This is a genomic window from Ruegeria sp. YKSF57, from assembly GCF_059612585.1.
This window is the reverse complement of sequence record NZ_JBXWQW010000083.1, coordinates 1-11,024: the sequence shown is the minus strand read 5'-3', so window position 1 is coordinate 11,024 and position 11,024 is coordinate 1. Positions and strand designations below refer to the sequence as shown.

The window sequence follows — 11,024 nt, the reverse complement described above, 5'->3', positions numbered from 1 at the left end:
TAGGCGATCAGCGTGTCGGATTCGTTGGTCTGGACATCCGCGAGACCCTGCCGGGCGCTGCGGGTGCCGCCCTGCTGTTTCATGCGGGCCAGGAAAGGGTTGTTACGGCACGCGTCGAGCACCACCATCTTCATCCGCCGCGCGCCCGAGATCTGGCGCAGGATCAGATCCATCTCGACCATTTCCAGACCGGCGTCGCGCACATCTTCGAGGCGGGCATCGACCGGCATCAGATAGTTGGTGCCGCCGATCTCGATCCCGTGCCCGGCGTAATAGACCATGGCGATTTCCGAACGATCCGCCATCGCGCGGAAATTGCGCAGCGTTTCGCGCATCTGCACGCGGTTGAGGTTGTCGGCGCGGACGACCTCGAACCCCTGATCTTCGAGCAGGACAGAGACGGCGGCGGAATCATTGCGGGGATTGTCCAGCGGCGCGACCGCCTGATAGTCGGAGTTTCCGATTACCAGCGCCACCCGGTCGGCCCATGCGCAGACCGGCAGGATCAGAATAATCAGAATGGCCGCCAGAAACTTCATCGGCACCTCGGGTTACACGTCACGGACAGTTTATCCGAGAATTGGCCCGCCTCAAAGGATGCAGGTCACACAGATTATCTGCGGAAGTATTTTTGCCAGATCCAGATCACCAGCAAGGCCCCCAGCACCGCGCCGACGAAGCCCGAAAGCCAGCCCATCATCGTCGCAAGCCCGCGCAGGACAAAGCCGCCGAGCAGCGCGCCGACGATGCCGATGGCCATGGTGGTGGGAATGTCGGCCTCGATCCGCATCAGGCGGGTAGCGAGAAATCCGGCGGCGGCACCAATGACGATCAGGGCGACGACGGGCATGTCATTTCCTCCAGTGCGTGGGCACGATGATCAGCGCGCCTATGGACGAAATCACCGCGTTCAGGCCCGGAGAGCCGAAGCCGATCCCGAACATTATGCGGAAGAAATGGAAGATGAACGCGCCGCCGACACAGATGATGATGGATTGCACATAGCCGTTGCGGGTAAAGCCGGTCGCCTCGGACAGGTATCCGACGATCCCGGCAATGATGACCGTTCCCATCAGGATCATGAACATGCGGGCGCCCTCCGTCTAAAGCCGGGTTCCCGCGCCAACCGGGAAACCGCGCAGGAACGTCTTATTATCCTGCGCGCCTTTGCCCGCTCTTTGCAAGCGCAGCAGATCGACCGCGCCGGACCCGCAGGCCACGCGCAGGGTGTCGTTGAGAACCTCGCCCGGTTCCCCCTGCCCCTGCGCCAGCCGCGAGGCCAGCAGTTTGACCCGTTCGCCTTCGATTTCGGTCCAGGCTCCGGGGAACGGCGACAGGCCCCTGATCTGACGGTCGATCTCGGCGGCGGGCCGGGTCCAGTCCACCCGTGCCTCGGCCTTGTCGATCTTGGCGGCATAAGTGACGCCCGCATCCGGTTGCGGGGCGGGGGTGAGTTCGGGCAAGCTGGCCAATGCCTCGACGATCAGAGATGCGCCCATGGCCGACAGGCGGTCGTGCAGTTCGGCGGTGGTTTCCTCTGCGCCGATGGGTGTGGCTTTGCGCAGCAGCACCGGGCCGGTGTCCAGCCCCGCCTCCATCTGCATGATGCAGACGCCGGTTTCGGCATCCCCGGCCATGATTGCCCGGTGGATCGGCGCGGCCCCGCGCCAACGCGGCAACAGGCTGGCATGGATATTGAGGCACCCCCGCGCGGGGGCATCCAGAATGGCTTGCGGCAGGATCAGGCCGTAGGCCACCACGACGGCCACGTCGGCCTGAAGCGCGGCAAAGGCGGCCTGTTCGTCGGGCGATTTGAGGGAAACCGGGTGACGCACCTCAAGGCCCAGCGCCTCGGCGCGGGCATGAACCGGCGTGGGGCGGTCTTTCTTGCCGCGCCCGGCGGGGCGCGGGGGCTGGCAGTAGACGGCGGCGATGTCGTGACCGGCACCAACCAGCGCGTCGAGCACCGGGACAGAGAAATCGGGAGTGCCCATGAAGATGACGCGCATGATCTGCTCCGGGGTTGTGGCGGGGTGCCGGGCTGAAGCCCGGCCTACGGGCGTTAGGTTTGTTTGCGCGCCTTGCGCAACAGCATGTCACGTTTGACCTTGCTGAGGTTGTCGAAATACATCCGGCCATTCAGATGGTCGATCTGGTGCTGCACGCTGGTCGCCTCGATGCCGACGAAGTCGCGGCGGTCGACGATGCCATGTTCATTGAGGTATTTGACCGTCACCGCGCGGGGCCGCTTTATCGTGGCCGCGACGCCGGGCAGGTTCGGGCTGGCCTCTTCATGCTCGCGCAGCTCGATCGAGCGGTGCAGGATTTCCGGATTTGCAAGGCGCACCGCCCGGCCCCGCTCGGCCGAACCATCCACCACCGCCAGTCGCAGCATCACGCCGATCTGCGGCGCGGCAAGGCCGACGCCCGGCATCGCCTCCATCGTGTCGATCATGTCGTCCCAGATCGCGCGGATCTCGTCGGTGATTTCGGGCACTTCGGCGGCCTTGCTGCGCAGGCGCTTGTCAGGCCAGGGCAGGCAGGGGCGTACGGTCATTGATGTTTCTCCAGGTATTCGGCCTCGGCGCGCACGCGGTCCGCGCCGGTCAGGTGGTCGAGCGTGACCGTGCCGTTCAGATGGTCGAACTCGTGCTGGATGCAGCGCGCTTCAAACCCGTCGAAATCGGCCATGTGGATATCGCCTTCGGGGGCGGTCCACTGCACGGTGACAGCCTTTGGCCTTTCGACCGCAACCGCAATGCCGGGGATCGACAGGCAGGCCTCTTCCATCACCACGGGGATACGCTCGGCGGCCATGATGACGGGATTGATCATTGCCAGTGGCGCGGGCTCTCCCTCTTTCCAGCCGCAATCCATGACAAAGAACCGTTGCATCACCCCGACCTGCGGCGCGGCCAGCCCACGGCCCTGCGCGGCATACATGGTGTCGAACATGGACCGGATCAGATCCTGCGGCACGATGGTTTCGACCGGGTCGCATTTCTGCGACAGTCGGGGGTCGGGCCATGTCAGGATCGGCAGGACGCTCACGCGCGGGCCTTCTCGCGCTTCAGCTTCTGCATCTTGCGGGTGATCATCTGGCGCTTGAGCGGCTTGAGGTAGTCGATGAACAGCTTGCCATCCAAATGATCGATCTCGTGCTGGACGCAGGTGGCCCACAACCCGTCAAAGGTTTCCTGCTGCAGGTTTCCGTTCCGGTCCATCCATGCCACATCGACCACCTTGGGGCGTGTCACCTCGGCATATTGCTCGGGGATCGACAGGCAGCCTTCCTCGTAGACATTGGTTTCATCCGAGGCCGCGATGACCTGCGGGTTGAACATCACCAGCGGGCGGGGCGCTTCGCCATCTTCCTTGACGCAGTCCAGCACGATCAGCCGATCCAGCATGCCGATCTGAGGCGCGGCCAGCCCGATGCCCGGCGCGTCATACATCGTTTCGAGCATGTCGTCGGCCAGCTTGCGCAGGTCGTCGGTGATGTCGGCCACCGGCGCGCAGACCTTCTTCAGGCGCGGGTCGGGATGGATCAGAATAGTGCGTTTCATGAGGGTGATTTAGGTCATTCGGCGCCGCGCCGCAACGCCCCCCTTGCAACCGCCGGAATTGAGGTTAGCTTTCCCGCGATCAAACGGAGCAGACATGACTTTCAACGACCCTACCGACCGCCGCGGCACCCACAGTTCAAAATGGGACAAGATGGAGCAACTCTATGGCGTCTCGCCCGATGACGGGCTGGCGATGTGGACCGCGGATTCCGATTATAAGACCGCGCCCTGCGTGATCGAAGCGGTGCAAAAGGCGGCGGAACATGGTGTGTTCGGTTATTCCTGGGAACATCCCGAATACCTGCAGGCGGTGCAGTGGTGGATGAAGGCCCGGCACGGCTGGGACATCGACACCGACTGGGTGCTGACCTCGCAGGGGCTGGGCAATGCGATTGCGCTGTGTCTGGACGTGTGGAGCGCGCCGGGGGACGGGGTGGCGATCTTTACCCCGGTCTATCACGAGTTTGCGCACAAGGTGAACAAGTCGGGTCGCCGGGTGGTGGAATGCCCGCTGGTGCGGCAGGGCGAGACCTATGTGCTGGATCTGGACGACGCGCAGGCGCGGCTGGACGGCTCGGAGAAGCTGCTGCTGTGGTGCTCGCCGCAGAACCCGTCGGGTAGAGTTTGGACGCCCGAGGAGCTGCGCGCGGTTGCGGCATTCGCGGAACGAAACGGGCTGATCCTAGTCTCGGACGAAATTCATCACGATCTTGTCTATGCTGGTCAAAAATACGTGCCGATGGATGTGGCCGCGCCCGAGGCGCGGGCGTGGACGGTGACCCTGACGGCGGCATCCAAGACCTTCAACATTGCCGGACAGCGGACCGGCAACATGATCATTCCCGACCCGGAATTGCGCAAGGTGATGCGGCATCGGCTGGCGACTCTGGATTACGCGCCCGCCGCCCTTGGCGTGGCAATGATCACCGCCGCCTATTCGCCGGCCGGGGCCGCGTGGGTCGATGCCCAAATGGCGCATCTGGACGGCAACAGGCGTCTGTTCGACGACACCATCGCATCAATCCCCGGCCTGTGGTCTATGCCGTTGCAGGCCACCTATCTGGCCTGGGTCGATTTTTCGGGCACCGGAATGAACCATGACGAGTTCGTCCGCCGCCTGCGGCAGGATGCGCGGATTGCCACGTCGTCCGGTCCCGGATTCGGAACCGGGGGCGAGACGTTCGAGCGGTTCAACCTGGCAACACAGCGCGCGCGTGTCGAGGAGGCCTGTACCCGGCTGCGCAGCGCCTTTGCCGATCTGCAATAGCCATGCTGCGGCGCCTGACCGTCCTGCTGGCGTTGTGCCTTGTCGCCGGGGCGCTTTGGGTCGGATGGGCGCGTTTCGGCCCGCGCCCTGTGGCGCCGCCGATGGCGCCCGAGGCCGAGCGGGTCGATCGCATCCTGATCGAGAAATCCACCCGCCGCCTGACAGCGACGCTGGACGGTGCTGTGGTGATGCAGGCCGATATTGCGCTGGGGTTCAGCCCCGAAGGCGACAAGGCGGTCGAAGGCGATGGCCGCACGCCCGAGGGCGTCTTTACGATCAACCGCCGCAACCCGCAAAGCGCCTTTCACCTGTCGCTGGGCATCGACTACCCGCAGCCTGAAGACATCGCGCGGGCGCGCGAGGCCGGAACCGATCCGGGTGGCGATATCTTCATTCACGGGCAACCAAACGGTGTCGTCGGGATGACCCTGCCGGGCGACTGGACCCTGGGTTGCATCGCCGTGTCCAATGACGAAATCACGCGCCTTTGGCGTCTTGCCGACGTCGGGACGATCGTCGAAATCCGGCCCTGACGATCAGTCGTCCTTGCCCAGAAGCGCAATCGGCGCATCCGGCGAACGATAGAAATCCAGAGGCGCCTTGTCGGCGGCCAGAGTGTTGCGTTTGAACTCGTAACGCATCTCTCCGGCTTCTTCTTCTGCGGCAACAATCAGGCACTGATAAAGGTGATTGGTTCCATCGTAGAGATCAACGAGACCGCGCAGACGTGGAGTCGTTTCGGCCTCGACCGCGAATCCGCTTTGCCACAGACGCAGGACGCGAAAGTATTCCTCGCCCGCTTCGACCCGCAAACGGCTTGTTTTCTTGAGTGTTGCAATGCGCGCGGCATCCAATTCCTTGCGCATTTCCTCGGAAATGTATGTGGTCATAAAAATCTTTCCCCCTCACGTAACCTTAAGTTTGCAATGGGTTTTGTAAAAATCCAATGAAAGATTTCCGGTGACGGCGTTGCGTTGCAATCGTGTCGCAAGGAATGCGCACCATGTGCGCGAGCGCAGAAAGCGTGCGCGGGCCTGATGGTGGTCAGGCGGCGCGGGCGGCCCTATTTTTTGGAGTGTCTCTCGAAACCGGAGGTAAGCGCATGGGACTGCTCGTGGACGGCAAATGGCAGGACAAGTGGTATGACACGAAATCCAACGGCGGCGCGTTCAAGCGGTCGGCGGCGCGGTTCCGCAACTGGATCACCGCCGACGGCGCGCCGGGCCTATCTGGCGAGGGTGGATTTCAGGCGGCGTCGAGACGTTATCATCTTTACGTCAGCTATGCCTGCCCATGGGCGCACCGGACACTGATCTTTCGCGCCCTCAAGGGCCTGACGGATCATGTCGGGGTGTCGGTGGTGCATCCGGACATGCTGGATCAGGGCTGGACGTTCGAGACCGACGCCCATGGCGCGACCGGAGACACGCTTTATGGTTTCAGTCACGCGCATCAGGTATATACCAAGGCCGATCCCGGCTATTCCGGGCGGGTGACGGTTCCGATCGTGTGGGACACCGAGCGGGAAACCATCGTGTCGAACGAAAGTTCGGAAATCATCCGCATGTTCAATTCCGCCTTTGACGGTCTCACCGGGAACACGGATGACTATTGGCCGGCGCCCCTGCGCGACGAGATCGAGGCGGTGAACACCCGCGTCTATGACACGCTGAACAACGGCGTCTACAAATGCGGGTTCGCCACCACGCAGGAGGCTTATGACGCCGCCGTGCATCCCCTGTTCGACACGCTTGAGTGGCTGGAGGAAAGGCTGTCAGCCAAGCGCTATCTGATGGGAGATCGCGTGACCGAGGCCGACTGGCGGTTGTTCACCACGCTGGTGCGGTTTGATCCGGTGTATCATCTGCATTTCAAGTGCAACCGCAAAAGGGTAATCGATTATCCCAATCTCTGGGCCTATCTGCGGGAGTTATATCAATGGCCTGGTGTGGCGGACACGGTGAACATGGCGCATATCGTGCGCCACTATCATTTCAGCCACAATACCATCAATCCGCACCGCATAATCCCGATCAACCCGGTTGTGGATTACCGGGAGCCGCATCGCCGCGATCAGCGTCCGGCTGCGTAATGCTCGACCATGGCTGCCAGGTCTTCGGGCGGGGTGCCGCTTTGGACAAAGGCGCAGGCGTTTGAGCTGTGGGCAAAGATTGATCCGTCGGAAAAGAAGGTAGTGTTGGTGACAAAGATCACCCGCGCATCGGGGCGGCGATAGCTGGCAAAATCGGCCACCGCAAGCGCACTGCCCTTTTCCAGCACGAGATCGAGGACAATGATATCGAAGGCGGTGCCATAGAGCGCCAGAATGGCCTCCTCCTGCGTCAAAACCAAGGTGGCTTCGGTCCCCTGCCGTTGCAGGTGACGCTGCCAGACCCGGCCAAGATCCGGGTTGCTTTCAACGATCAGAACCTTCATTTGCGGCACCCTTGGCACGGTTGGCATGTATCTCGTGCCGTCCCCCTAGCCCCGTGATCCGGTCAATTGCTTAACAAAATGTTAACATGCCCGAAGCGGCCCTTGTTTCGGGCGGTTTCGCTTGTGCAGGCGGCAAGAATCCGCTTGAAGCGGGCAGAATGCAGCATTTTCAGGCAGAGAGTCGCAATGGCGCAATCGCCGGACATGGACCAGAACACCATCGACCCCCGCGCCCGACGCGACCATGGCGGCGGGCTGGACGGCGCGATGAAGCGCTATGGCGGCGCGCGGGCGGATTGGATCGACCTGTCGACAGGTATCAACCCGTCACCCTATCCGGTGTCCGGCTTGCAGGCGACCGATTGGGCAGAGCTTCCCGATCACGGCGCGTTCGAGGCGCTGGTGTCGGCGGCGCGGACATTCTGGCAGGTGCCGGCTGAGGCCGCTATCCTGCCTGCGCCGGGTGCGTCGGCGCTGATTGCCCGAATTCCGGCGCTGGCTCCTGCCGGGTCGGTGCAAATCACCCGCCCCACCTATAACGAACATGCTGCCGCCTTTGCCGCGCAGGGCTGGGACATCCGCGACGTTGGGCCTGCGCAGGCGCGGGTCATCGTGCATCCCAACAACCCCGATGGCCGCCTGTGGCGTGAAGCGGATGCCGATGCGCCTTTGACCGTGATCGACGAAAGCTTTTGCGATGTAACACCTGCGGCCTCGCTGATCCATCTGGCCGAACGTCCCGGCACGGTGGTTCTGAAGAGCTTTGGTAAGTTCTGGGGGCTGGCCGGATTGCGGCTTGGCTTTGCCATCGCCCGACCCGACACCATCGCCCGGCTCAACGACCTGACCGGCCCCTGGGCGGTTTCGGGGCCGGCGCTGCGGATCGGGGTGCAGGCCCTGACCGATACCGACTGGGCGGCGCGCACCCGCGCGCGCCTGGCGCAGGAGGCCAGCCGGCTGGATGCGCTTGTCACCGGAAAGGGTGCCGAGCTTGTCGGGGGCACTACCCTGTTCCGGCTCTATGAGGTCGATGACGCTGCTGCATGGCAGGACCGTTTGGCGCGTGCCCATATCTGGAGCCGCGTCTTTCCCTATTCGCGGACCTATCTGCGGCTGGGCCTGCCGCCTGCACAGGGTTGGGGCCGGCTGGAGGCTGCGCTGTGAGCACCGCGTTTCTGCTGGCTGCGGCGATGGCGCTGGACGCCGCGCTGGGAGAACCCGAGTGGCTGTGGTCGCGGGTGCGGCATCCGGCGGTGCTGATCGGCAATCTGATCGGAGCGCTGGACAGGCGGCTGAACCGGGGCGGCAACCGGCGCCTCAAGGGTGCTGCAGTCGCCCTGTTTCTGGTCGCGGCGGCAGTGATTGCGGGTCAGGTTCTCGCCGCGCTTGGGCCGGTGGTGGAAATCCTGGCCTGCGCCATCCTGCTGGCTCAGAAGTCGCTTGTGACGCATGTGTCCGACGTGGCCGATGCCATGCGCCGGTCCTTGCCCGAGGGGCGGGCGATGGTGGCACGGATCGTATCGCGCGACACTTCGGCCATGGATGAAAGCCAGATCGCGCGGTCGGCCATCGAAAGCGCGTCAGAAAACCTCAGCGATGGGGTGATTGCGCCTGCCTTCTGGTTTCTGGTTGGCGGTCTGCCGGGGCTGCTGGTGTACAAGGCGATCAACACGGCGGACAGCATGATCGGCTATCGCACCGAGAAGTATCTTGAATTCGGCTGGGCTTCGGCACGGCTGGATGACCTGTTGAACCTGATCCCTGCGCGGCTGACCGGTTTGATGATCGTGGCCTTGGCCCGTGGGTTCGGCCAATGGCGCGAGACCGTTGCCGACGCCCGACGCCATGTCTCGCCCAATGCGGGCTGGCCCGAGGCCGCAATGGCCCGCGCGCTGGACGTGGCCCTTGCCGGGCCGCGCAGTTATCACGGTCAGATCCGCGATCTGGCCTGGGTCAATGGCGCGGCGCGCAGAACCATCGGTGCTTTCGAGATCACTCGCGCCGTCGACATGCTGTGGCGCGTTTGGGGCCTTGTCTTTGCGCTCGTTCTGCTGTGGTTTGTGCTGACATTGATATTCTGACCCGACAAGAGGGATTGACCCGCAAGATGCGATTGTTTTCTGCCGCCGTTTTTGCCCTTCTGCTGTCCACCGCAGCCCAAGCCCAATGCGGAGGCGATTTCAACACCTTCGTGCAGGCGCTGAAACAGGAGGCGGTGACGAAAGGCCATGACAGCGCCCGGGTCAACGCATTCTTCAAGGGCGTCAGGCAGGACGGCAAGGTACTGAAGGCCGACCGGGCGCAGGGAGTGTTCCAGAAACCCTTCATCGATTTCTCGCGGCACCTGATTTCGCAGAACCGGATCGACCGGGGGCAGGCAATGTCACAGAAACACGATGCGGTGTTCGACCGGATCGAGGCGGAATACGGCGTGTCGCGCGGCGTGCTGCTGGCCTTTTGGGCGTTCGAAACCGATTACGGCGGCTTTCAGGGAGATTTCAACACCCGCGACGCGCTGGTGACGCTGGCGCATGACTGCCGCCGTCCCGATCTGTTCCGGCCCCAGATATTTGCCGCCATCGCGCTGTATGACCGTGGCAACTTCGATCCGCAACGCACAACCGGCGCCTGGGCAGGCGAGATCGGCATGGTGCAGATGCTGCCGCAGGACATTCTGGACAACGGCGTCGATGCCGATGGCGACGGCAAAGTGTCGCTGAAAACTTCGGCCCCTGATGCGCTGATGTCGGGGGCAAAGATGCTGTCGCATCTGGGCTGGCGGGCGGGTGAGCCATGGCTGCAGGAGGTCACCGTGCCCGCGGATATGGACTGGTCGCTGTCGGGGCCCGGCAAGGGCCGCGCGGTCACGGAGTGGCAGCGGATGGGGGTCCGCGCGCGGAGCGGGTCGTTGCCGGGTGGAATGCAGGCGTCGCTGTTGCTGCCGCAGGGCCATAAGGGGCCGGCCTTTCTGGCCTATCCGAATTTCGACGTCTATTTCGAGTGGAACCAGAGTTTCGTCTATGTCCTGACCGCCGCCTATTTCGCCACCCGGCTGGAGGGTGGTCCGATTTATGATGCCGGTAGTCCGGAGCCCGGATTGTCAGGACCGCAGATGAAAGAGCTGCAAGCGAAATTGCAGGCGCGCGGCCACGATGTCGGCAAGATCGACGGCATTCTGGGCGCCGGAACCCGCGCGGCGGTACAGGCAGAGCAGGAAAGGGTGGGTTTGCCCGCTGACGCCTGGCCGACGGCAGAGCTTTTGCGCAGGTTGTAGTGGACAAGTGGTGTCAGGCGGATGAGGGCCGGTCTCTAGCAACTGCTAGGCGGCTTACGACTTTATTGCACATTCCTCCGATATTATCTTACTTACGGCTCTCTTAGTCTCTTCGATCTCCATTCCAGGGAGCAGTGTATCTCTATACAAGATCTTCAAAAGAAGAAGATCAAAATCAGATAACTCGGTATCTCCCTCACTGTGCGAAAACCGATAATCGAAAATACTGTCTACTTCATCGCCCTCTGATACTCCCAAGGAATTATAGAACTCTTCGGCAATGCACTGCTTCATAAGTACTTCACTGAGGTCTGATCGAATCCAGATCTGCGAACTCTCTATGCGGCCATGTGGCTTAAGATGGTCAACTTGAGCTACCCCCTGAATTTCGGACACTGACGTAAGCTACGATTTGTTGTCTGCTGATCTTCGACGAAAAGGAGATCAGAGATGTCGAAACGGAAGAACCACTCGCCCGAGT

16 protein-coding genes are annotated in these 11,024 nt (G+C 62.7%); 6 read left to right on the top strand and 10 right to left on the bottom strand.

What is annotated here, in order from left to right; translation table 11 throughout:
• The 7 genes from AC2FLX_RS21235 to def (AC2FLX_RS21205) all read right to left on the bottom strand — a co-directional run.
• Positions 1 to 539, bottom strand: a 539-nt coding sequence (locus AC2FLX_RS21235; RefSeq protein ID WP_496875535.1) for a caspase family protein, incomplete at its 3' end; no start/stop codon positions are given.
• 74 nt (positions 540 to 613) lie between these two features.
• Positions 614 to 850, bottom strand: coding sequence for a GlsB/YeaQ/YmgE family stress response membrane protein (locus tag AC2FLX_RS21230; RefSeq protein ID WP_496807950.1), 237 nt, complete (start codon positions 848 to 850; stop codon positions 614 to 616).
• Between the two features lies 1 nt (position 851).
• The gene (locus AC2FLX_RS21225) at positions 852 to 1,088 is read right to left on the bottom strand and encodes a hypothetical protein (RefSeq protein ID WP_480752075.1); all 237 of its coding nucleotides are present in this window, start codon (positions 1,086 to 1,088) and stop codon (positions 852 to 854) included.
• Between the two features lie 15 nt (positions 1,089 to 1,103).
• Entirely contained in the window at positions 1,104 to 2,009 is a 906-nt protein-coding gene (gene fmt / locus AC2FLX_RS21220; protein WP_496811278.1) for a methionyl-tRNA formyltransferase, read from the bottom strand.
• 53 nt (positions 2,010 to 2,062) lie between these two features.
• Positions 2,063 to 2,557 carry a peptide deformylase gene (gene def, locus AC2FLX_RS21215; RefSeq protein ID WP_480752078.1) on the bottom strand — a complete coding sequence of 165 codons (495 nt, stop codon included), beginning with the start codon at positions 2,555 to 2,557 and terminating at the stop codon, positions 2,063 to 2,065.
• Positions 2,554 to 3,051: a peptide deformylase gene (gene def, locus AC2FLX_RS21210; RefSeq protein WP_480752080.1), complete on the bottom strand. Its 498-nt coding sequence runs from the start codon at positions 3,049 to 3,051 to the stop codon at positions 2,554 to 2,556. Before def (AC2FLX_RS21210) ends, def (AC2FLX_RS21215) begins: the two co-directional genes overlap by 4 nt.
• Entirely contained in the window at positions 3,048 to 3,566 is a 519-nt protein-coding gene (def, locus tag AC2FLX_RS21205) for a peptide deformylase (RefSeq protein WP_480752082.1), read from the bottom strand. Before def (AC2FLX_RS21205) ends, def (AC2FLX_RS21210) begins: the two co-directional genes overlap by 4 nt.
• A 94-nt stretch (positions 3,567 to 3,660) precedes the next feature.
• Here def (AC2FLX_RS21205) and AC2FLX_RS21200 point away from each other — a divergent pair, with 94 nt between their 5' ends.
• Positions 3,661 to 4,833: a MalY/PatB family protein gene (locus AC2FLX_RS21200; RefSeq protein ID WP_480752084.1), complete on the top strand. Its 1,173-nt coding sequence runs from the start codon at positions 3,661 to 3,663 to the stop codon at positions 4,831 to 4,833.
• Between the two features lie 2 nt (positions 4,834 to 4,835).
• A complete protein-coding gene (locus AC2FLX_RS21195) occupies positions 4,836 to 5,366 on the top strand; it encodes a L,D-transpeptidase family protein (RefSeq protein WP_480752085.1) in 531 nt (176 codons plus the stop codon).
• A 3-nt stretch (positions 5,367 to 5,369) separates the two neighbouring features.
• Here the strand turns inward: AC2FLX_RS21195 and AC2FLX_RS21190 are convergent, their stop codons facing one another.
• A complete protein-coding gene (locus tag AC2FLX_RS21190; protein WP_480752086.1) occupies positions 5,370 to 5,723 on the bottom strand; it encodes a hypothetical protein in 354 nt (117 codons plus the stop codon).
• Positions 5,724 to 5,935: 212 nt separating this feature from the next.
• On the opposite strand from AC2FLX_RS21190, the gene AC2FLX_RS21185 reads away from it, so the two are divergent.
• A complete protein-coding gene (locus AC2FLX_RS21185; RefSeq protein ID WP_496811279.1) occupies positions 5,936 to 6,925 on the top strand; it encodes a glutathione S-transferase family protein in 990 nt (329 codons plus the stop codon).
• On the opposite strand, the gene AC2FLX_RS21180 is transcribed toward AC2FLX_RS21185, so the two are convergent.
• Positions 6,907 to 7,269 (bottom strand): response regulator transcription factor, encoded by a 363-nt coding sequence (locus AC2FLX_RS21180; protein WP_480752089.1) that lies wholly within the window; start codon positions 7,267 to 7,269, stop codon positions 6,907 to 6,909. The genes AC2FLX_RS21185 and AC2FLX_RS21180 overlap by 19 nt on opposite strands.
• Positions 7,270 to 7,455: 186 nt before the next feature.
• Between AC2FLX_RS21180 and cobD the strand changes: the two genes are divergently transcribed.
• From cobD to AC2FLX_RS21165, 3 genes are read left to right on the top strand one after another with little or no spacing between them, the layout of a single operon-like run.
• Positions 7,456 to 8,433 (top strand): threonine-phosphate decarboxylase CobD, encoded by a 978-nt coding sequence (gene cobD, locus AC2FLX_RS21175; RefSeq protein WP_496811280.1) that lies wholly within the window; start codon positions 7,456 to 7,458, stop codon positions 8,431 to 8,433.
• Entirely contained in the window at positions 8,430 to 9,350 is a 921-nt protein-coding gene (cbiB, locus tag AC2FLX_RS21170; RefSeq protein ID WP_480752091.1) for an adenosylcobinamide-phosphate synthase CbiB, read from the top strand. The genes cobD and cbiB overlap by 4 nt, the downstream gene beginning before the upstream one ends.
• A gap of 26 nt (positions 9,351 to 9,376) precedes the next feature.
• Positions 9,377 to 10,543, top strand: coding sequence for a lytic murein transglycosylase (locus AC2FLX_RS21165; protein WP_496875534.1), 1,167 nt, complete (start codon positions 9,377 to 9,379; stop codon positions 10,541 to 10,543).
• Positions 10,544 to 10,597: 54 nt separating this feature from the next.
• On the opposite strand, the gene AC2FLX_RS21160 is transcribed toward AC2FLX_RS21165, so the two are convergent.
• Positions 10,598 to 10,939 (bottom strand): DUF2927 domain-containing protein, encoded by a 342-nt coding sequence (locus tag AC2FLX_RS21160; RefSeq protein ID WP_496811507.1) that lies wholly within the window; start codon positions 10,937 to 10,939, stop codon positions 10,598 to 10,600.
• Positions 10,940 to 11,024: the final 85 nt, after the last annotated feature.